This is a genomic window from Streptomyces sp. NPDC079020, assembly GCF_044542225.1.
In the GTDB taxonomy this organism is placed as follows: Bacteria; Actinomycetota; Actinomycetes; order Streptomycetales; family Streptomycetaceae; genus Streptomyces.
In genome coordinates this window covers 216235-235886 of record NZ_JBITUB010000010.1, presented here as the reverse complement: position 1 = coordinate 235886, position 19652 = coordinate 216235, and the positions used below count along the sequence as shown (strand labels likewise).

The window sequence follows — 19652 nt, the reverse complement described above, 5'->3', positions numbered from 1 at the left end:
GGGCCGCTCCTCGATGTGGGAGCGGCCCCCGGAACCGGCCCCGTCGGCCCCGGGAAACGCAGAGGGCCGTGAGACTTTTCAGTCTCACGGCCCTCTGTCCGGGTGGGCGATACTGGGTTCGAACCAGTGACCTCTTCGGTGTGAACGAAGCGCTCTCCCACTGAGCTAATCGCCCCGGCGCACCGCAAACATTACCCCATGTCAGCGGCGCTCCAGGACCATGTCCAGGTCACTGGCTGATCTTCCACGGCATGGTGATCCCGAACTTCCAGACATAGATCCCGACCAGCACCGCGATGATCACCAGACCCACCGTGGTGAGGATGACGTTGCGCCGCCGGACCTTCGGATCGAGCGCCCGCTGAGCGGCTTCCGTGACCTTTCGCCTGGTCCAGCGCAGCACCAGCTGCGCCCAGACGAACTCGGTCGCCCAGATCGCCATGCCGCCGAAGATCACCAGCCACCCGGGGCCGGGCAGCGGAAGCATGATGATGCCCGCGACCACGACGGCGAGGCCGACGATGAAGACGCCGACCTGCCAGCTCAGGTGCAGCGTCCTGGACGACTTGATGAACGCCGGCGCCCGCGACCCCAGCTCACGCTCCGCTTTCGCGGTACCCCCCGCAGCGGATTCCGAGGCCGTCCGTTCGACGGCCTCGCTCCGCTCGTCACTCTCCGCACTCATGAATCCCAACCTACCCGAACGCTCCTCGTCACCGGAATGGCCGCATAACCCAAAGTTACACACCGCTGTACGAGCTACCTCAAGGATCACAAAAGGGTCAGAGGGGTTTACAACACCACCGTAGGTGGCATGTCGATTTCGCCGACGTGCGAATCCCCGAGCGCACACTGAGCGAAAGGCCCTGGCGCTTATGAACACCACGGTCAGCTGCGAGCTGCACCTGCGCCTCGTTGTGTCGAGCGAGTCCTCACTGCCTGTACCCGCGGGCCTGCGGTATGACACGGCCGATCCCTATGCCGTGCACGCCACCTTCCACACCGGAGCGGAGGAGACGGTCGAATGGGTATTCGCCCGTGACCTCCTTGCCGAGGGGCTGCACCGGCCCACCGGCACCGGAGACGTCCGCGTCTGGCCATCACGTAGTCACGGCCAGGGCGTCGTCTGCATCGCACTGAGCTCCCCGGAGGGCGAAGCCCTGCTCGAAGCCCCGGCGCGAGCCCTGGAGTCGTTCCTGAAAAGGACCGACGCCGCGGTTCCGCCCGGCACCGAGCATCGTCACTTCGATCTCGATACGGAGCTCTCACACATCCTGGCCGAGAGCTGAGGCCAGGCCGAGAGCTGCGGGACGCCGTCCGACTCGGGGAGACGGCGTCGCGCGGACAACCTCACACGGCAGACACCGGCGCCGTCATCGCGGAATCCACCGCGGCGACGGCGTCGGCGCGTGTCACGGCCGTCCCGCGGGCGGAGTCAGAACGCCGCCACAGCCACCTCACCGGCCCCACGCGCCCCACAGCCTCCTTCCGCCCCGCTGCGCGGGCCCCTGCGGCCCGCGCAGCCCCGGTGTCCGATTAGGGCTCCCCACGGCCCCCGCAGGCCCGCTCCCGGCCCGGTGCGCCCACGGTGAGCCAGTAGAGTCAGCCGCCATCGGCGGGCGCCCGCCCGCCGGAGGCCAGGGAGCGAAGCGTGCTGATCCCACACGACACCCGGATCGCCCTCGACACGGTGGTCGATCTGGTGAACACCGCCCCGGGGAACGGGCTGCCGGACGGCGGACCCGCGGACGGGCCCGTGGACGGCCCCGCGGACACGTCCGCGGCCCCCGACCAGCTCGCCGACGTCGAGGCGCTGTACGCCTTCGCGGAGCGCCATCTCATCAGCGGTGTCGGCACGCTCGGCGAGAAGGACCTGCGGGCCGTACGGGACGTACGGGGCAGCTTCGCGGAGATCTTCGCGGCGCCGGACGCCCGCACCGCGGCCGATCTCGTCAACCGTCTGGTGGCGGCGGCCGGCACGACACCGCAGCTCACCGATCACGACGGCTACGACTGGCATGTGCACTACTTCGCGCCGGACGCCGCGCTCTCCGACCATCTCGCGGCCGACTGCGGCATGGCTCTGGCCTTCATCGTCGTCGCGGGCGAACAGGAGCGGCTGCGGCGCTGCGAGGCACCGGACTGCCGGCGGGCCTTCGTCGACCTGTCGCGCAACCGCTCCCGCCGCTACTGCTCCAGCCGCACCTGCGGCAACCGGCTCCATGTCGCCGCGTACCGGGCCCGGCGCCGGGAAGCCGCGGGCTGACCGGTCCCCGGCGGGTGGCGGCAGCCGTCCGGTCCACGGCCCGGCGGGGCTCACAGCATGAACAGATCATGCAGCGCGGCCATGAGCAGCAGGACGCCGATCACCGTCAGAAAGATCATCAGGGGTGGCTGGGAAAGCGCGAAGAGGCAGCCACGTGGCTCTTCGACCGGGGGTGCGGGGGCTTCGCCCCGGGATGTGTCCACCATCTCGAAGTGATCATGACTCACCCCGGCCCCTCTTGGTGATCAACATGCTTTTTTCCTGCGGGAGTTCACCGCTGAGGGGTCATCCGAATTCGCTCCGGCGTCCGAGTCGCCGTCACGCATTCGGAACTTCCGGCCGCCTGCCGCTCCTGGAGCACACCCAGCGGGAGCAGGCCGTCGGCGCGGAGGACGGGGTCACCGTGCGCCCGTACCGCCCCGGGGCCCCGGGGCAGGCCGGAGGGGTCAGATGCCGTGCTTCTTCAGGATCGCCTCGATGTCGCTGAAATCCTCACCGGGAGCGGCGGACTGCTGCTTCTTCCCCGGCCGGGCCTGCGGGCGCGCCGACGCAGGCGCACCGGTGCCGAGGGACGGCGCCGAGGCCGCGGGAGCGACCGCCTCGTTCTGCGCGGCGGCGCGGGCCGCCTTGCGCTCCTTGCGGGTGGTACCGCTGCGGCGTTCGACGGCGCGCGTGGTCATGAAGAGCAGCCAGGCCACCCCGAGCACGCCGAAGCCGAGCCAGACGCTCGGTTTGAAGGCGATCCCGGAGACCCACTCGACCACCCCGGTCAGGACCAGCCCGACCGGCACCAGGGAGTAGGCGGCGATCCGGGTCGCCGTGAGGAACCGCTTGCGGTACGCCGTGACAGCGGCGATGCCGAGGCCGGCCGCCGACACCGCGGAACAAATGGTCTCGGCAAGCATCAGGGCCTCCAGGCGCGTGGGGAAACGTCCCTTCCATCCTGCACCGATCACCGCCGACGGGGCCACGTCCCCGGGCCACATCAGGGACTTTTCAGGGCCGGGCTCCTCCCCAGGTCCCGATTGGGACCTGCCCGCCCGGCCTGAAAGACTGAGGGCATGAGCGATTCCACCCCCGCAGCCCCGGTCGTCCTCGACATCTGGTGCGAGCTCGAATGCCCGGACTGCCTCCTGGCCCTCAGCGATGTGCACGCCCTGCGCGCCCGCTACGGCGACCGCGTCGAGGTCCGGCTCCGGCACTTCCCGCTGGACAAGCACAAGCACGCGTACGCCGCCGCGCAGGCCGCCGAGGAGGCCGCCGCGCAGGGCAAGGACTGGCCGTACATCGAGGCGGTACTGGCCAGGACCGACGAGCTCACCCGCCGGGGGGAGCCGCTGCTGCTGGATGTGGCCCGCGAACTGGGCCTGGACGCCGAGGAGTTCGACACCGCGCTCATCGACGGCCGGCACCTGCTGATCGTCGACGCCGACCAGGCCGAGGGCCGGGCGATCGGGGTGACGGGCACGCCGACCTATGTGATCGGCGACGAACGGCTGGACGGCGGCAAGAGCCAGGACGGGCTCCGCGAGCGGATCGAGGAGATCATCGACCGGCTGCTGGCCGAGCGGGGCTGACCCCCGGGTCCGCTACGGCCCCGGGGGCACGCCGCCCGCTACAGGGCCTTGGCCAGGTTGCGCTGGGTGACCGCGTAGCCCAGCGACTCGTACAGCCGGAGCGCCGGGGTGTTGGTGGCGAAGACGTGCAGGCCGAGGCGGCCGAGCCCGGCATCGCGGGTGACGTCCTCGGCCAGGTGCATCAGGGCGCGGCCGTAGCCCCTGCCCCGGTGCGCCGGGTCCACCTCGACATCGAAGACGTAACCGATCGCCTCCCCCGGCTCCTTCTCCTCCAGCCGTGCCACCCACACAAGGCCGACGCGCTCGTCCGCGCGGAACAGCACACGGAACCACATGCCTTCGGTGGCCAGGCCGTCCGGGAGATTGTGGGCCTGGTCCCTCTCCGCCTTCCGGCGTGCCTGCTCCCGCGGTACGCCCCGGTCGATCCAGTCCTGCGCGTACGCCTCCGCGCTGGTGGCCTCCCAGCGGGCGAACTCCTCGGCGGTCATGGGACGCCCCGTGAGCCCGGCGGGAAGTTCCGCGGTGCCCTGGTCCAAGCCCTTGATCATGTTGCGGCTGCGCTCCGCGTAGCCGAGCCCGGTGGCCAGCCGCAGGGCGCCCTCGTTGCCCTCGGGGACCGCCACGCGCACCTGGGTGCAGCCCCAGCCCCGCAGCACCTCCTCGGCGGCGAGCGCGGCGATGGTCCCCCGGCCCCGCCTGCGCTGCGGCTCGTCGATCCGCAGGGATGTCAGGACCCCGGCCGTCGGGCCGAAGGAGTCGTCGGTGCTGATCGCGACGGCACCGACGGCCCTTCCGTTGTCGCACACGTCGTACGCACGCGCCCGTGCGCCGTCGGCGCCTTGCTGAATCGGCCCGGTCGGCCGCAGTGTCGTGGTCATCACGGGCTTTCTATCCGCTGAGCGGCCGTCCGTCACCCGCTTTTACGGACGGGGGCCGTGCCGGTGTTCCGCCCTCACGGGTCGAGGTCGTCGCCGGCGCGTTCGTCGAAGATCCGCATGGCCTTCGCCGTCACCGGTCCCGGTGCCGCGGACAGTTCCCGCGCGTCGGCCCGGTGGACCGCCTGGACGTCCCGGAGCGTGGAGGTCAGGAAGATCTCCTCGGCGTGCTCCAGCACGTCCATCGGCAGGTCCGTCTCCTGTGCCCCGGTCCACTCCACGGCCAGCGCGCGGGTGATCCCGGCGAGGCACCCGGAGGCGACGGGCGGGGTGTGGATCTGCCCGTCGAGAACGACGAAGACATTGGACCCGGTGCCCTCGCAGAGCCGCCCGGCCGTGTTGGCGAACAGCGCCTCCGACGCGCCCCGCTCATGGGCACGGGCCAGGGCGACGACGTTCTCCGCGTACGAGGTGGTCTTGAGCCCGACGAGCGCGCTGCGTTCGTTGCGCGTCCAGGGAACGGTGATCACGGCCGTGGTGTCGGGACGGCGGACCGCCCCGCCCAGGGCCACGACCAGGCTGGGACCGGCGTCGCCGCGGTCGGAGCCGAGCGGGGACAGACCGCCGGTGTACGTGATCCGCAGCCGGCCGAGCGCCGTGGGATTGGCCTCGGCGACGGCCGCGGCGGCGCGGCGGACCTCGTCGAGATCGGGATCGGGCAGTCCCAGCCCGCGCGCCGAGCGGGTCAGCCGGTCCAGATGCCGGGTCAGGGCGAACGGGCGGCCGTGGGTGGTCCTGACCGTCTCGAAGACGCCGTCGCCCACCGTGAGCCCGTGGTCGAGCACGGACAGCCGGGCATCGTCGGCGTCCCGCAGTTCGCCGTTGACCCAAATCCTCATGAACCGGTCCTTCCTGTCTCCTCGAACGCGCCCGAGGCTACAGCGAGCAGCCTGGCCGCCTTCAGTTCGGTCTCGTCCCACTCCCGCTCCGGGTCGGAGCCCCAGGTGATGCCCGCTCCGGTACCGAAGCGGAGCACCGGCGCGGGGCCGGTCCGGTCGATCCAGAACGTCCGTATGCCGACCGCCAGGGCGGCGGTGGCCCGGTCGGCGTCGACCCAGCCGATCCCGCCGCAGTACGGCCCGCGCGGGGCGGTCTCCAGCGCCTCGATGATCCGCAGCGCGCTGGACTTCGGTGCCCCGGTGACGGAACCGGGCGGGAAGGCCGCGGCCATCAGCTCCGGCCAGCCCGCCCCGTCGGCCAGCCGCCCGCGGACGGTGGAGACGAGATGGACGAGCCCGGGGTGCTTCTCCACCACACAGAGATCGGGGACGCTCACGCTGCCCGTCGCGCAGACCCGGCCCAGGTCGTTGCGGACCAGGTCGACGATCATCACGTTCTCCGCGTGATCCTTCTCCAGCAGATCGTCCTCGGTGCGCCCGGTGCCCTTGATCGGCCCGGACTCGACGGTCCGCCCGTCGCGCGAGAGGAACAGTTCGGGGGACGCGGTGGCGATCTCGACACCCTGCGCGGGCAGCCGGACCGTTCCCGCGTACGGGGCGGGGTTGCCGCGCGCCAGCAGCGCGGTGAGGGCGTCCACGTCGGCGGTGTCCGGGGCCGGCAGCGGCGCGGACATCACGCGGCAGAGATTGGCCTGATAGACCTCACCCGCCGCGATGTGTTCACGGATCCGCCGCACGCCCGCCCTGTAGGCGTCGCGGTCCATCGATGAGGTCCAGTCCCCCACGGCGGGACCGCGCCACGCTCCGGGGACGGGAGCGGGCACCGGCTCCGTCCGTACGGTGGAGAAGCGGGCGCAGACGAGGCGGCCTTCGAAATCGGCGCATACGGCCCAGAAGCCGGACGAGTCGAGGGCCGCGGGATCACTGGTCACATCCTGCAGACCGGAGGCGACGAGGCCGCCGAAGCGGGCCATTGGGGCGAGGTCGAACACTCTGGTGAGTCTAGGACGGCACACGATGACCTGCGTCGGGGCAAAGGCACCGCAGCACGCTGCGCAAACGCGTTTTTGTACTGGCCCAGGAATCCGCTAGAGTTCAACACGTCGCCGGGACACGCAAGTGAACCGGGAAAGACACGCGGACGTAGCTCAGTTGGTAGAGCGCAACCTTGCCAAGGTTGAGGTCGCCAGTTCGAACCTGGTCGTCCGCTCGCAGAAAGTGGGGGGTTTTCCCGAGCCCCCACTCCTGGTGGAGTGGCCGAGAGGCGAGGCAACGGCCTGCAAAGCCGTCTACACGGGTTCAAATCCCGTCTCCACCTCCAAGGACGATTAGCTCAGCGGGAGAGCGCTTCCCTGACACGGAAGAGGTCACTGGTTCAATCCCAGTATCGTCCACCGGTCCGCGAGGACCCCCGCGCGATTAGCTCAGCGGGAGAGCGCTTCCCTGACACGGAAGAGGTCACTGGTTCAATCCCAGTATCGCGCACGCAGTACACGCAGGGTCACCCTGCGCGATTAGCTCAGCGGGAGAGCGCTTCCCTGACACGGAAGAGGTCACTGGTTCAATCCCAGTATCGCGCACCACCCAGAACCCCCGGTCGTTCCGACGACCGGGGGTTCTGTCGTACCGGGACCGCGTTCCCCGCACCGACCCGCACGGCAGCGCGTACCCCGGGTCCGGGCCTGATGCGTCCGGACCCGCGGTACGGCAGGGGGTCAGGAGGAGAAGAGCATCCGGCCGAAGCTCTTCTGACGGTGGTGGCCGTGGTGTCCGCCGTGGTGCGGGGCGCCCCACGCGGGTGCCGGAGCGGCAGCGGCCGGGTAGGCCTGCGGGGCGGGGGGCGCGGGCGGTGCCTGCTGCGTCCACTGGGACTCCAGACGGGTCAGGGACTCCAGCTCGCCGTAGTCGAGGAATATCCCCCGGCAGCCGCTGCACTGCTCGATCTGGACACCATTGCGGTTGTACGTGTGCATCTGCGCGTGACACTTGGGGCACTGCATCATCGGCTCGGCTCCTCGCCTTCGGTGTGCCGTCGCCGGGATACGTGCCCGGCGGCGGTCGGTTCACCCTACGACGAGCGGCCGGCCGCCAACTCGGGCGGGAGGGAAGCAATTCGGGCACAGGTGTCGATCATCATCTGCTCCACCTCGTCCGGAGACCGGTCCTCCGCAGCGGACTTGGCGAGGGCGAGGGCCGCGGTCTGCACGGTCAGGGCGCGCGCCGGGACGTCCAGAGCGGGCCAGGGATCCCCCTCGGCGGGCACGGCCGGGCCGCCCCCGGCCCGGTAGGCGGCCAGGAAGCGCGGCCAGACATCGGGGTCCAGCAGCCCGGCGGCGTACCAGGCGGCGGGCCGGGCGAGGTCCCACGACGGATCGCCGAGACCCGCGTCGTCGACATCGATGAGCAGCCAGGAACCGTGCGGCGCCGGGTGGCGGACGAGTTGGCCGAGGTGCAGATCCCCGTGGCAGAGGAAACCCGTGCGGTGCGCCGGGGCGGCCTCTTCGCCGCGGGCCCAGGCGGGCAGCCCGCGCCAGGCGGCGAGGACGGCGTCGGTGGCCGGTTCGCCGGGACGGGCCGCGCGCATCCGGGCGACGGCCGCGGCGGCCTTGGCGGGGCCGCGCATCGGCGGGAGCGGCAGCGGGGGCCGGGTGCGGTGGAGGCGGGCGAGCAGGGCGGCGGCCTCCTCCCAGGGCGCGGCGTCGGGGTCCGCCGGGTCGACGGGTTCGCCGTGCGGCCAGAGGGTGACGGGGCGGCCGGGGCGGGGGTCGCCCGGCGGCGCGGGCAGGGGCGGGAGCAGGATGCCCGCCAGCTCGGGGTCGGCCGCCAGGGCGACGCGGGCGGCGAGGGCCTCGCGGTCCGTGTCCGCGGCGTGCGCCTTGGCGACGACCGGGCCGCTGCGCACCACGGTGCCGTCGGGGCGGTCCGCCAGCACCTGCGGCGGGGCGCAGACGCACCGGGGGGCGGGCGGGTGGGAGCTGTCGTGGGCGAGGGTGCCCAGCACGCGTACGACTGTGGTGGTACTCAACGGCTCCCCCGGCGGTGATCGGTCCGGCCCTGCCGCCGGTCCCGCGTCGAGCGTACGCGCCGGGCCCGGGGCCGGGGCGCCGGAGCCAGGGGCTTCGGAGCGGGGAGCCTCGGGGCAGGGATTCGCGGGCCTCGGAGCGGGGAGCCTCGGGGCAGGGATTCGCGGGCTTCGGGGCAGGGACCGCAGGTGGGGCGGGTGGGCTTCGCGGGTCCGGACAGCGCGATGTCCGGTCAGCTCCCCAGCTGACCGGACAAACGCTGCCGTCCGCCGCACCCCCGTCCCCACGGGGTTGTTGGCCGGATGTCCCGGTCCGGACCGCTCTTCCGGACCCGGGGCGCCGCTCAGCGCCCCAGCATCACGCCCACGGACGACGCCTGTGTGACCACTGCCTCCCAGCCGCCGAAGACGACTACGAGCAGGGCCGCCAGAGGAAGAACCATGGCCGTCGCCACCAAGGGGTGGCGCGTGCCGGACCGACGGGCGCCGAACGCGGCGGATGCCTTGCGTCCCTGCGTGCGGATCATGGTCCGCGTTGCCGTGTCCGACATGGTTCCTCTCCTGACCTGATGTGGGGCGACGGGCGTTGACCTCGGGGGACGAGTGCTCGCCCGCCGCTTGATCTCCACACTAGGGAAGCGGCGGGCGGAGGTCGTCATGCCCGCGTACCGATTGCCGGGCCTCCCGGAGGATGAGCTGTGGGTAGTCGGCGTACTCCCCTGGGTGGAGACCGGGCGTCAGGGCTTGGGGTCATCCCGGAGGGGTCGCTCGGAGCTGTCCTCCCTGGGTACCGGTTGTTCGACCAGGGCGAGCACCCTGGTCGCCATGAAGCGGGCGGTGCGGACCACCGTGCCGTTCCGGGTGACTTCACTCACTTCCACCACCCCCCGGCGGACGGCGGTCTCCACCCTGCGGCCTGCCCTGGAGGCCACCACCTCGTAGGTCCTGGTCGTGTCTCCCGCGTCCACGACTATCTCCACGCGATCGCCCTTCACTGATCCAATCCCCCTTCTGCGACGGTCCTTTGAGATCTCGCACGGGGCGGGGAGCCCGGATCCACGGCTCCCTGACCACTCTTCAAGCCTCCCACCCGGCACTGACAATCGAATCTCCGGCGAGGGCGCGGCCTCTGAGCGAGCCGGGCGCCGGGTACGTAAGCTGTGCCTCGTCAGGCGGACCAGGCAGCGGGGATGGGCAGACGATGGCGATGATGCGGCTCCGGCGCGAGGACCCGCGTCTCGTCGGCTCGTTCAGGCTGCACCGGCGACTCGGGGCGGGCGGCATGGGTGTCGTCTATCTGGGCTCCGACCGCCGCGGTCAGCGGGTCGCCCTCAAGGTGATCCGCCCCGACCTGGCGGAGGATCAGGAGTTCCGGTCGCGTTTCGCACGCGAGGTGTCGGCGGCCCGGCGGATCCGGGGCGGCTGTACGGCACGGCTGGTCGCCGCCGATCTGGAGGCGGACCGCCCCTGGTTCGCGACGCAGTACGTCCCCGGCCCCTCACTGCACGACAAGGTCGCCGAGGAGGGTCCCCTGCCGGCCGCCGAGGTGGCCTCGATCGGAGCGGCGCTCTCCGAGGGGCTGGTGGCGGTGCACGAGGCCGGTGTCGTCCACCGGGACCTGAAGCCGTCGAACATCCTCCTCTCCCCCAAGGGTCCCCGGATCATCGACTTCGGTATCGCCTGGGCGACCGGGGCGAGCACGCTGACCCATGTCGGTACGGCGGTGGGGTCGCCCGGGTTCCTGGCGCCCGAGCAGGTCCGGGGCGCGGCCGTGACGCCCGCGACGGACGTCTTCTCGCTGGGTGCCACCCTGGCGTACGCGGCGATGGCCGACTCACCTTTCGGGCACGGCAGTTCCGAGGTGATGCTGTACCGCGTGGTGCACGAGGAGCCGCAGCTGCACGATGTGCACGACGCGCTCGCTCCGCTGGTGCGCGCCTGTCTGGCGAAGGACCCGGAGGAGCGGCCGAGCACGCTGCAACTCTCCATGCGGCTCAAGGAGATCGCCGCCCGGGAGGCGCAGGGCCTGCACGAGAGCCGGCCGCCGGCCCAGCGTTCCGCTCAGGAGCTGGACCGCCCGACCGGCCGCCTGGACGGTCCGTACACCGAGCAGCAGACCCGCCGTTCGGACGGCCCGTCCTCCTCGCGGCCCCAGCAGAGCAGGCGTACCGGGCCGCGTCCGGCCGCCTCCCGCACCGGAGACCCGCGCCCCCGGCAGGCTCCCCGCAACACCACGCGGTCCGGGAAGCGCCCCGGCGCGGCGAACGGCAGGCCGGGCACGCGGGGCGGGAACCGGACCACTTCACCGGGCCGCCGGCCGGCGAATCCGCGGCTGCTCCGGCAGCGGCTCGTGGTCTTCGTCGTCGTGACACTGCTCGTGGCGCTGGGCATCGCGGCGGCACAGGGCTGCCAGGGGCCGGCGCGCGGGCTGGACGTACCCTCGCTGCCGCACGACCGGGCCGCCGGCGCGCAGCACACGCAGCCGACGGCAGCCGCCCCCGGCGGACCGGTTCCGGAACGGGCCGCGCGGGCCTGAAGGGTGGGCAGGTCCGGGGAGAGCTGACCCCGGACAGGTCCGGGGTCAGCTCTGAGGGCGTCCTGTCGCCACGGCGTAGAAGGCGACCGCCGCCGCCGCTCCCACGTTCAGTGAGTCGACGCCGTGCGCCATGGGGATGCGGACCCATTCGTCGGCGGCCATCAGTGCCTGTGTGGACAGCCCGTCGCCCTCGGCTCCGAGCATCAGCGCCACCCGCTCCATCCGGTGCGGTGCCGCCTCGTCGATGCTGGAGGCCTTCTCGTCGGGGGTGAGCGCGAGCAGCGTGAAGCCCGCGCCCCGTACGCTCTCCAGCGTCCTGGGCCAGGCGTCGAGCCTCGCGTACGGGACGGAGAAGACCGCGCCCATGGAGACCTTCACCGAACGGCGGTAGAGGGGGTCGGCGCAGTCCGGCGAGAGCAGCACGGCGTCCATGCCGAGGGCGGCGGCGCTGCGGAAGATCGCACCGATGTTGGTGTGGTCGTTGACCGACTCCATGACGACCACCCGGCGGGCCGTGCCGAGCAGTTCGTCGGCCGTGGGCAGCGGCTTGCGCTGCATGGAGGCCAGGGCACCCCGGTGCACGTGATAGCCGGTGACGCGTTCGGCGAGTTCCGGAGTGACGGCGTACACGGGTGCCGGGACCTCGTCGATGACGTCGCGCATCACATCGACCCACTTGGCGGAGAGCAGCATCGACCGCATCTCGTATCCGGCGTGTCTGGCCCGTCTGATCACCTTCTCGCCCTCGGCGATGAAGAGGCCCTCGGCCGGCTCACGGCGGCGCCGGAGCTCGACATCGGTCAGGCCGGTGTAGTCGCGCAGGCGCGGGTCGTCGGGGTCGTCGACGGTGATGAGATCTGCCACAGGGTGATACTGCCTTGTCCGGTGTGTGGTGCCAACGCCTTGGAGGAAAGTCTGTTACCGCCGGTTACTCCGCGGCGGGTACGAGGGGGCCCGGGCCGACCGCGACGACTTCGCCGATGACGATCACGGCGGGCGGGCACACCTCTTCGGCGACGGCGCGTTCGCCGACGGTGGCGAGAGTCGCGTCGACGCGGCGCTGGGCGGCCGTGGTGCCCTCCTGGACCAGGGCGACCGGGGTCCGCGGGTCCTTGCCGTGGGCGATCAGCGCGGCGGCGATGGCGCCGATCTTGTCGACGGCCATCAGCAGGACGAGCGTGCCCCGCAGCTGTGCGAGCGCCGCCCAGTCGACCAGGGAGCGCGGGTCCTCCGGGGCGACATGGCCGCTGACGACAGTGAACTCGTGGGCGACGCCGCGGTGGGTGACCGGAATGCCCGCCGCGCTCGGTACGGAGATGGAGCTGGAGATCCCGGGGACAACGGTGCACGGTATCCCCTCGGCCGCCAGTGCCTGGGCCTCCTCCATGCCCCGGCCGAAGACGAACGGGTCGCCGCCCTTGAGCCGGACGACGGCCTTGCCCGCCCTGGCGTGCTCGATCAGCGCCCGGTTGATCGCCTCCTGCGCCATGAAGCGGCCGTACGGGATCTTCGCCGCGTCGATGACCTCGACATGCGGCGGGAGTTCGTCGAGCAGGTCACGGGGGCCCAGCCGGTCGGCGATGACCACATCGGCCTCGGCGAGCAGCCGGCGGCCCCGGACGGTGATCAGGTCGGGGTCACCGGGACCGCCGCCGACCAGCGCGACACCCGGCGCGCGGGTGCGGTGGTGCGGGGCGGCGAGGGTGCCGTCGCGCAGGCCCTCCACGATGGCGTCGCGTACGGCCGCGGAGTAGCGGGGGTCGCGGCCCTGCGAGGTGGTGGTGAGGACCGCGACCGTCACGTTCTCGCTGCGGCCGGTGGCCGGGGTCCAGGCGGTGGCGGCTTCGGCGTCGTCGCTGCGGACGCACCAGGTGCGGGTGCGCTCCGCCTCGGCCGAGGCGGCGTCGGCGGCGGCCCGGTCGGAGCAGGCGACGAGGGCGTACCAGGTGTCGGCGAGATCGCCGTCCTCGTACCGGCGGCGCTCCCAGCGGATCTCGCCGGTGTCGGCCATCGCCTCGACGGACGGGGTCGCGGACGGGGAGACGAGGGTGATGTCGGCACCGCTCGCGATGAGCGCGGGCAGACGGCGCTGCGCCACCTGGCCGCCGCCGACGACGACGACGCGGCGCCCGTTCAGGCGCAGTCCGACGGGGTACGCGGGGTGATCGGCGTGCTCGGCCATGGCGGTGCGGACTCCTCGTGCGGGTGCTGCGTAGGGGGCCGCTGCGGCGGTGGAGCGGCTGTGACGTGCGGGGGGGGATCGGCGCGGGGCGCGCGCGGGGTGGCCACCACGATACGCGGGGGGGGCGCGTGGGTGAGGGGGCGGTCGGCCGGCGGGAAGGGCGGCCGCCCGGTGGAAGACCCGCGGCGGACCCCGGCCGCCACCGAGGGACCGGATCGGGGCACCCGAGGGGTGCCGTCGTGCGCCGGACGGGCCGATGGTCCGCCCGGCGCACGGGTGGGGCGCGGTTACTTCTCGGTGACGCCCGCAGAATCGAACGTGGCCACCTCGTGCATCGCGCGGGCCGCGCTCTGCACGATCGGGAGCGCGAGCAGGGCTCCCGTGCCCTCACCGAGGCGCAGGTCGAGATCGACCAGCGGGCGCAGGCCCAGCTTGTTGAGCGCGGCGACATGACCGGGCTCCGCGCTGCGGTGACCTGCGATGCAGGCGGCGAGGGCCTCGGGGGCGATGGCCCGCGCGACCAGGGCCGCCGCGCCCGCGCTCACGCCGTCCAGGATCACCGGCGTACGCAGCGAAGCGCCGCCGAGCAGGAAGCCCGCCATCGCGGCGTGCTCCAGGCCGCCGACCGCGGCGAGCACGCCGATCGGGTCGGACGGGTCCGGCTGGTGCAGGTCGAGCGCCCGGCGGACGACATCGACCTTGCGGGCGTGCATCTCGTCGTTGATACCGGTCCCCCGGCCGGTCACCTCGGCCGCGTCGATGCCGGTGTACACGCAGATCAGCGCGGCGGAGGCGGTGGTGTTGGCGATGCCCATCTCGCCGGTCAGCAGCGCCTTGTTGCCCGCTGCGACCAGATCACGGGCGGTCTCGATACCGACCTCGATGGCCGCGAGGACCTCTTCACGGCTGAGGGCGGGACCGGTGGTGAAGTCCGCCGTTCCGGGGCGCACCTTGCGCGGCAGGAGTCCCGGCGTCGCGGGCAGTTCGGAGGCGACACCGACGTCGACCACACAGACCTCGGCGCCGACCTGGGCCGCGAAGGCGTTGCAGACGGCTCCGCCGCCGAGGAAGTTGGCCACCATCTGGGCCGTGACCTCCTGCGGCCAGGCGGTGACTCCCTGGGCGTGCACCCCGTGGTCCCCGGCGAAGATCGCCACGGCCGCGGGCTCGGGAATGGGCGGCGGGCACATCCGGGAGAGCCCGGACAGCTGGGCGGAGATGATCTCCAGCATGCCGAGCGCACCGGCGGGCTTCGTCATCCGCTTCTGGCGTTCCCAGGCCTCGCCGAGCGCCTTGGCATCCAGCGGGCGGATGCTGGAGATGGTCTCCTGGAGCAGGTCGTGCGGCTCCTCGCCCGGCAGGGCGCGGCGCCCGTACGTCTCCTCGTGAACGACCCAGGAGAGCGGGCGGCGCTTGGACCAGCCCGCCTGCATCAGCTCGGGCTCCTCGGGGAACTCGTCGACGTATCCGACACAGAGGTACGCGACGACTTCGAGGTGCTCGGGCAGTCCGAGCGCGCGGACCATCTCGCGCTCGTCGAAGAAACTGACCCAGCCGACGCCCAGGCCCTCGGCGCGCGCGGCGAGCCACAGGTTCTCCACCGCGAGGGCCGAGGAGTACGGGGCCATCTGCGGCTGGGTGTGCCGGCCGAGGGTGTGCCGGCCGCCACGGGTGGGGTCGGCGGTGACGACGATGTTCACCGGGGTGTCGAGGATGGCCTCGATCTTCAGTTCCTTGAACTGCTTGGCCCGGCCCTTGGGGAGCGAGCTGGCGTAGGCGTCGCGCTGACGCTGGGCCAGTTCGTGCATGGAGCGGCGGGTCTCCGCGGAGCGGATGACCACGAAGTCCCAGGGCTGCGAGTGACCCACGCTCGGGGCCGTGTGCGCGGCTTCGAGGACCCGGAGCAGGACCTCGTGCGGGATCGGGTCGCTGCGGAAGCCGTTGCGGATGTCGCGGCGCTCGCGCATCACGCGCAGGACCGCTTCGCGTTCGGCGTCGTCGTAGCCGGGGGCGGGCGGAGTGAACTCCTCGGCGGGCTCCGCCGGGGCGGGCTCGGTGCCGGCGGGCTCGGTGCCGGTGGGCTCCGTTCCCGCGGGCTCGGTGCCGGCGGACTGCGCTTCTGCGGACCCGGCATGGGAGGGCTGTTCCCCGGCGGGCACGGGCTCGGTCCCGGCCGGAACCTCTGCCTGTTCCGGCTCGGCGAGCTCGGGGGTCTCGATGATCTCGGGCCCCGTGGCGTCATCGGGAACGGCGGCCGGCTGCGCGACGGCAACGGCTTCCGGCTGCGGGGCGGGCTCCGGGGCCGCGGCCTCCGCCGGCGCCTCCACCACGACGGGGGGCGCGGCATCGGCGGGCACGGCCACCGCTTCGGGCGCAGCTTCGGCGGGTGCCGCTTCCACCGGTGCGGGGGCCTCGACGGCCCCGGGCGGCGCCGTCTCCGCCAGGATCGGCTCCGCGACGGGCTCCGCCTCCGCGGGGGCAGCGACAGGGGCCGGCACGGGGACGGCGGCGGGGGCGGCCGCCGCGGGCTCCCCGGCAACGGCTTCCACGGGCGCTTCCACGACGGCTTCGGGCACGGGCACGGGCTCCGCCTCGACGACGGCCTCCGGCAGTGCGGCCTCCGGCACTGTGGTCTCCTGCGGCGCGGCATCCGCCGGGGCGGCCTCCACGACCGGCGCCGGGGCGGGCTGCGAAAGCGTGGCCTCCGGCCCTTCGACGGGTACGGGCTGCTCCGCGGGTTCCGCCGCCACCGCGGCCGGGACCTCGACGGCCGACTCCGCCGGTGCCGGTACCTCGTTCACGGTCTCCGGAGCCTGCGCTTCCGTCGGCTCAGGAGCGGCCGTTTCCGCGACTGCGGCTGCGGCTGTCTCCACGGCAACGGCTGTCTCCACGACCGCGGCTGCCTCCACGGCAACGGCCTCGGGCTGCGCCACCGGCTCGGGCTGGACCACGGCCTCGGGCTGGACGGCCTGCTCCGGCTGGACCACGGCGTCGGGCTGGACGGGGGGCTGGGACGACCACGGAGCACCGCTCTGCGGCGGGATCTCGCCCAGCTGCGGACCGGGCAGCAGCGGGGCCTCCCCGGCCGGGGCGTCGAGGTACTGCGGGCCCGTCGCGGCCGGCCCGGCATGGCGTGCGGACACGGGAGGCTGCGGCGCTCCGGCGGGGCCGCGGTCGGCGAGGGAGCGGACCACACCGCCGGTCGGCGTACCGCCGTACGAGGGGGCCTCGGCGGACGCGGGGCCCCGGTGCAGCGGGCGGCGGGCGGGGGCGGCGGTGTGCGCGGCCGCCGGGACCTGCGCGGGGGCGGGCGTGGGGCCCGGGATCCGTACGCCGTTGAGGTCGACGGAACCGGTGTCCCGGCCACCGGACTCATGGGTGCCGTGGGCGGCGCCGGGCTGCTGGGCGGCGTACGCGGCCCGGCCCTGCGCGGAAACGCCCGCCTGGGTCTGCGCCTGCGCCTGCGGTCCGGCCTGTTCGGCCGTCGCCGCCGGGGCGTGCCCCTGTGCCTGCGGGTACGCCGCGGGGGCCTCCGCGGCCGGGCCCGGAACGGGGGCGGGAGCGGCCTGCGGGTCGCTCCACGCGCCCTGGGAAGTCGGCATCAGCAGAAGATCGTCGTCCTCGGGTGTGTGCTCGGAGGGATCGAGGAAGGTGTACGCGTCCGGGGCGGGGATGCCCGGCTGCTCCACCATGCCTGCGTTCTCCGGCAGTCCCTCGCCCGGGATCTGGCCGGTGTCAGTCATGCGTACCCCTCGCCCATCGTCAGTGCTCCTTCGGCCCTTCGCCCGGGACGCCCGAACCACGGCACGCCGGTGCTCGTCAACAAGAACGAGCGGGCTCGCCGCGCGGCACGAAACGCCCGCGGACCTCTTCATATTCTCGCGGCCGTACGCCGCCGCGACAGGCAGTTCTGCCACGGCTCTCTGTGGACTGCGCCACTTCGCGCGTCCCCCGGGATCTGCCGTACCACAACGGGGAACAAAACGGTTCCCTTTTCCGGACATTGACGAACGAAGCGACGAACGGCCGGGCACGGTACAACGATCGGCCAGCCTACCCCGGTCGGCGTGCGGCAGAGGTCAGGGGGCGAGGTCCGAACGCCGTGCGGAGAGCAGGAAGACGACGGACCGTTCGCGTTCCGCCCACCCGGAGGTGTCCAGGTCGACGGACTGGAGCAGGGAGCATTCGACGGTGAATCCGTTCCCGGAGAGCGCCGCCCCGAGCGCCTCCGCCTCGTCCCGGGTCGACGCGTGGGTGACGATGCGTTCCGGGCGGCGGTCGGCGACCGCGGTGACCACGGGAACGCCACCGCCCCCGATCCGTACGACGTCCGGTTCGGGCAGCCGTTCGAGCACATGCGGGGCCCGCCCCTGGACGACCTGGAGGGGTACGCCGAAGGCGCGGGCGGCAGCCGCCGTACGGTCGCAGGCGGCCCGGTCGCTGTCCACGGCCAGCACCGCCGCGCCGAAGCGGGCCGCCTCCACCGCCAGCGCCCCGCCGCCGGACCCGATGTCCCAGAGCAGGTCGCCGGTGCGCGGGCCCAGGCGGGCCAGCTGGGCGGCGCGCAGTGCCGGTGACTCGCCCTCGCCCGCCTTCTCGCCGCGGTCCGCCGGGCCGTCCCGGTACGCCTCGGCGGGCAGTGCCCAGCCGCGTACGCCCTGGGGGTAGGCGGGCAGGCGGCCGGCGATCCAGGCTCCGGACGCGGTGGTCTCGGGGCCGGCGCCGATGACGATGACCACGTTCGGGTCGCGCCAGGCGTGGTCGGCGGCCTTGTCGGAGGTGAGGACGGAGACCTGTTCGCGGGCGGTGCCGAGCTCCTCGCAGATCACGAAGGTGCGGTGAACCCCTTCGAGCAGGAGCGCCAGTTCGGCGGGGCCCGCACCGGGCGAGGTCAGGACGGCGACCTTGTGGTGGGCGCGGCAGACATTGACGGCGCGGCGCAGGGTGCGCGGGTGGGCGACGACGACCTGTGCGTCGTCCCAGGGCATTCCGGCGCGGGCGAACGCGGTGGCGACCGAGGAGACGGCGGGCACGACCTCGACCTCCAGGCCGTGCTCGGGAGCGCGCAGGGTGCGTACGACACCGAAGAAGCCGGGGTCTCCGTCGGCGAGGACCACGGGGCTGCCGCGGTGTCCGGCTATCCGGCGGGCGGCGAGGTCGACGCTGCCGAGACGGATGCGTTCGGCGCGTCCGGGGATCTCGGGGAGTGCGAGGTGGTGGGCGGCTCCCGCGACGAGCGTGGCGGCCGACAGCGCTGCCGTTGCCGCTCCGGTCAGTGGCGAGCCGTCCCAGCCGATCACCGTGACCCGGTCGGCCATCGTCGTCTGTCTCCTGGGGGTGTAGCAGGCGGGGGTGCAGCAGGGCGGGGTGTCCGCGGGGTGGCGGGCAGGGTGAGAGTACCCGGCCGGTGCCGGGTCCCGGCGGCGGGGCCGCGCGGTGTCGCTCGTGGTCGTCGCGGGGGTCAGTTCCAGTCGTTGTAGGTGCCGTAGCCGCCGGCGTCGGCCAGCTCCTCGGCGACACCTTCGAGGTCCTCGGGCAGCAGGCCCCAGACGATCAGATCGGTGCGGATGTCGGTCCAGCCGCCGTCCGTGCCGTTCTCGGTGCGGGTGCGCGCTATCCGGGCGTTGCGCAGGACGCCCTCGCTGATGCAGCCCAGCTTCTGGGCGACCTGCTGGGAGGCGGTGTTGTCGGCGGGGGTGCGCAGCTCCATGCGTTCGAACCGCTGGTCGCGGAAGAGCCATTCGGCCAGCGCCAGCACGGATTCGGTGGCGTACCCCTCACCGCGCGCCCAGGGGGCGGTGATGTAGCGGACCTCGGTGGCCAGGGTGCGCCAGTCGGTGTTCAGCAGCTGGACGGAGCCGACCAGGCGCTGGGTGAGGAACTCGGTGACGGCGAGGACGATTCCGTTGCCGGTGGTGCGCTCGGCCGGGGCGATCCTGCGGACCCAGCGTTCGGCGTCGACCTGGGTGTAGGGGTGCGGTCCGTCGGTCCAGGCGGTGACGAGTTCGTCGTTCATCATCTCGATGTACGCCGGGATGTCGTCCATCTCGAAGGGGCGCATCACCAACCTGTCCGTGCTGATGGAGATGGACGGAAAGGTGGTAGTCATGCGCAGCTCCATGCCGAAGACCGGGTAAAGGCACAGCATGCAGCATCGGCCCGGCGTCGCGCATGGGCGGGTCCGCACGGCGGAGCCCCGCGCTTCCCTCCGGGAAGGCGCGGGGCTCCGTTCGCA

General features: G+C 73.0%; 19 protein-coding genes and 6 tRNA genes. 9 read left to right on the top strand and 16 right to left on the bottom strand.

Features of this window, described 5'->3' with window-relative positions; translation table 11 throughout:
• Window positions 1-103: 103 nt before the first annotated feature.
• Window positions 104-175 (bottom strand) — tRNA-Val (locus ACIGJO_RS22440).
• A gap of 54 nt (window positions 176-229) precedes the next feature.
• Window positions 230-685 carry a TIGR02611 family protein gene (locus tag ACIGJO_RS22435; RefSeq protein ID WP_399960669.1) on the bottom strand — a complete coding sequence of 152 codons (456 nt, stop codon included), beginning with the start codon at window positions 683-685 and terminating at the stop codon, window positions 230-232.
• Between the two features lie 190 nt (window positions 686-875).
• On the opposite strand from ACIGJO_RS22435, the gene ACIGJO_RS22430 reads away from it, so the two are divergent.
• Together ACIGJO_RS22430 and ACIGJO_RS22425 are read left to right on the top strand one after the other, a co-directional pair.
• A complete protein-coding gene (locus tag ACIGJO_RS22430; RefSeq protein WP_003959770.1) occupies window positions 876-1289 on the top strand; it encodes an SsgA family sporulation/cell division regulator in 414 nt (137 codons plus the stop codon).
• Window positions 1290-1651: 362 nt separating this feature from the next.
• Window positions 1652-2266 carry a CGNR zinc finger domain-containing protein gene (locus ACIGJO_RS22425; protein ID WP_399960667.1) on the top strand — a complete coding sequence of 205 codons (615 nt, stop codon included), beginning with the start codon at window positions 1652-1654 and terminating at the stop codon, window positions 2264-2266.
• A gap of 50 nt (window positions 2267-2316) precedes the next feature.
• On the opposite strand, the gene ACIGJO_RS22420 is transcribed toward ACIGJO_RS22425, so the two are convergent.
• Both ACIGJO_RS22420 and ACIGJO_RS22415 read right to left on the bottom strand, forming a co-directional pair.
• On the bottom strand, window positions 2317-2493 hold the full coding sequence (locus tag ACIGJO_RS22420; protein ID WP_158074513.1) for a hypothetical protein: 177 nt from the start codon (window positions 2491-2493) through the stop codon (window positions 2317-2319).
• A 219-nt stretch (window positions 2494-2712) separates the two neighbouring features.
• A complete protein-coding gene (locus ACIGJO_RS22415; protein ID WP_399960665.1) occupies window positions 2713-3171 on the bottom strand; it encodes a hypothetical protein in 459 nt (152 codons plus the stop codon).
• A gap of 156 nt (window positions 3172-3327) precedes the next feature.
• On the opposite strand from ACIGJO_RS22415, the gene ACIGJO_RS22410 reads away from it, so the two are divergent.
• The gene (locus ACIGJO_RS22410) at window positions 3328-3843 is read left to right on the top strand and encodes a DsbA family protein (protein WP_399960663.1); all 516 of its coding nucleotides are present in this window, start codon (window positions 3328-3330) and stop codon (window positions 3841-3843) included.
• Window positions 3844-3881: 38 nt separating this feature from the next.
• Here the strand turns inward: ACIGJO_RS22410 and ACIGJO_RS22405 are convergent, their stop codons facing one another.
• From ACIGJO_RS22405 to ACIGJO_RS22395, 3 genes are all read right to left on the bottom strand, one after another.
• Entirely contained in the window at window positions 3882-4721 is an 840-nt protein-coding gene (locus tag ACIGJO_RS22405) for a GNAT family N-acetyltransferase (protein ID WP_399960661.1), read from the bottom strand.
• 74 nt (window positions 4722-4795) lie between these two features.
• A complete protein-coding gene (locus tag ACIGJO_RS22400; RefSeq protein WP_399960660.1) occupies window positions 4796-5617 on the bottom strand; it encodes an aminotransferase class IV in 822 nt (273 codons plus the stop codon).
• Window positions 5614-6651 (bottom strand): chorismate-binding protein, encoded by a 1038-nt coding sequence (locus ACIGJO_RS22395; protein WP_399960828.1) that lies wholly within the window; start codon window positions 6649-6651, stop codon window positions 5614-5616. The genes ACIGJO_RS22400 and ACIGJO_RS22395 overlap by 4 nt, the downstream gene beginning before the upstream one ends.
• A 163-nt stretch (window positions 6652-6814) precedes the next feature.
• Here ACIGJO_RS22395 and ACIGJO_RS22390 point away from each other — a divergent pair.
• From ACIGJO_RS22390 to ACIGJO_RS22370, 5 genes are all read left to right on the top strand, one after another.
• Window positions 6815-6887 (top strand) — tRNA-Gly (locus tag ACIGJO_RS22390).
• Between the two features lie 37 nt (window positions 6888-6924).
• A tRNA-Cys gene (locus tag ACIGJO_RS22385) sits at window positions 6925-6998 on the top strand.
• A 1-nt stretch (window position 6999) separates the two neighbouring features.
• A tRNA-Val gene (locus ACIGJO_RS22380) sits at window positions 7000-7071 on the top strand.
• Between the two features lie 19 nt (window positions 7072-7090).
• Window positions 7091-7162 (top strand) — tRNA-Val (locus ACIGJO_RS22375).
• A gap of 23 nt (window positions 7163-7185) precedes the next feature.
• A tRNA-Val gene (locus ACIGJO_RS22370) sits at window positions 7186-7260 on the top strand.
• Window positions 7261-7392: 132 nt separating this feature from the next.
• On the opposite strand, the gene ACIGJO_RS22365 is transcribed toward ACIGJO_RS22370, so the two are convergent.
• The 4 genes from ACIGJO_RS22365 to ACIGJO_RS22350 form a co-directional block, all read right to left on the bottom strand.
• Window positions 7393-7680 carry a zf-TFIIB domain-containing protein gene (locus ACIGJO_RS22365; protein WP_329941765.1) on the bottom strand — a complete coding sequence of 96 codons (288 nt, stop codon included), beginning with the start codon at window positions 7678-7680 and terminating at the stop codon, window positions 7393-7395.
• A gap of 65 nt (window positions 7681-7745) precedes the next feature.
• Window positions 7746-8702, bottom strand: a complete 957-nt coding sequence (locus ACIGJO_RS22360) for an aminoglycoside phosphotransferase family protein (protein ID WP_399960657.1) — start codon at window positions 8700-8702, stop codon at window positions 7746-7748.
• Window positions 8703-9043: 341 nt separating this feature from the next.
• Complete coding sequence (locus ACIGJO_RS22355; RefSeq protein WP_399960655.1) at window positions 9044-9250, bottom strand: hypothetical protein; 207 nt, start codon at window positions 9248-9250, stop codon at window positions 9044-9046.
• A 186-nt stretch (window positions 9251-9436) separates the two neighbouring features.
• Entirely contained in the window at window positions 9437-9694 is a 258-nt protein-coding gene (locus tag ACIGJO_RS22350) for a hypothetical protein (protein ID WP_399960653.1), read from the bottom strand.
• Between the two features lie 206 nt (window positions 9695-9900).
• Between ACIGJO_RS22350 and ACIGJO_RS22345 the strand changes: the two genes are divergently transcribed.
• The gene (locus ACIGJO_RS22345) at window positions 9901-11235 is read left to right on the top strand and encodes a serine/threonine-protein kinase (RefSeq protein ID WP_399960651.1); all 1335 of its coding nucleotides are present in this window, start codon (window positions 9901-9903) and stop codon (window positions 11233-11235) included.
• A 45-nt stretch (window positions 11236-11280) separates the two neighbouring features.
• On the opposite strand, the gene ACIGJO_RS22340 is transcribed toward ACIGJO_RS22345, so the two are convergent.
• The 5 genes from ACIGJO_RS22340 to ACIGJO_RS22320 form a co-directional block, all read right to left on the bottom strand.
• Window positions 11281-12099, bottom strand: a complete 819-nt coding sequence (locus ACIGJO_RS22340; RefSeq protein WP_399960649.1) for a TrmH family RNA methyltransferase — start codon at window positions 12097-12099, stop codon at window positions 11281-11283.
• Window positions 12100-12163: 64 nt separating this feature from the next.
• Window positions 12164-13417 (bottom strand): uroporphyrinogen-III C-methyltransferase, encoded by a 1254-nt coding sequence (cobA, locus tag ACIGJO_RS22335; protein ID WP_399960647.1) that lies wholly within the window; start codon window positions 13415-13417, stop codon window positions 12164-12166.
• Between the two features lie 287 nt (window positions 13418-13704).
• Window positions 13705-17160: a nicotinate-nucleotide--dimethylbenzimidazole phosphoribosyltransferase gene (cobT, locus tag ACIGJO_RS22330; RefSeq protein WP_399960644.1), complete on the bottom strand. Its 3456-nt coding sequence runs from the start codon at window positions 17158-17160 to the stop codon at window positions 13705-13707.
• Window positions 17161-17496: 336 nt separating this feature from the next.
• A complete protein-coding gene (cbiE, locus tag ACIGJO_RS22325; RefSeq protein WP_399960642.1) occupies window positions 17497-18735 on the bottom strand; it encodes a precorrin-6y C5,15-methyltransferase (decarboxylating) subunit CbiE in 1239 nt (412 codons plus the stop codon).
• Between the two features lie 143 nt (window positions 18736-18878).
• On the bottom strand, window positions 18879-19565 hold the full coding sequence (locus tag ACIGJO_RS22320; protein ID WP_399960640.1) for a GNAT family N-acetyltransferase: 687 nt from the start codon (window positions 19563-19565) through the stop codon (window positions 18879-18881).
• Window positions 19566-19652 lie beyond the last annotated feature (87 nt).